Source organism: Robertmurraya sp. DFI.2.37, from assembly GCF_029211245.1.
Lineage (GTDB): Bacteria > Bacillota > Bacilli > Bacillales > Cytobacillaceae > Robertmurraya > Robertmurraya methanolica_A.
Genome location: NZ_JARGEJ010001000.1, coordinates 1 through 202 on the forward strand (window position 1 = coordinate 1; position 202 = coordinate 202).

Sequence of the window (202 nt, forward strand, 5' to 3'; positions counted from 1 at the left end):
TTGAACCCCAATTGATTCCAAAGCGTAAAAGAGACGTATCCTCTATCGAGGATAAGGTCATTGCGATGTACGCCAGAGGAATGTCTCAACGAGACATCTCTTCTACGATAGAGGAGATCTATGGTTTCTCTGTGTCTCATGAAATGGTATCCGATATTACAGATGCAGTACTTCCTGAATTAGAGGAGTGGCAAAACCGTCC

Annotated in this window: 1 protein-coding gene; it reads left to right on the forward strand. The window is 43.6% G+C overall.

The features are described 5' to 3' along the window. Positions 1–202 (forward strand): transposase (locus PZE06_RS34355; protein WP_275792605.1); only part of this gene is annotated, 202 nt, incomplete at both ends.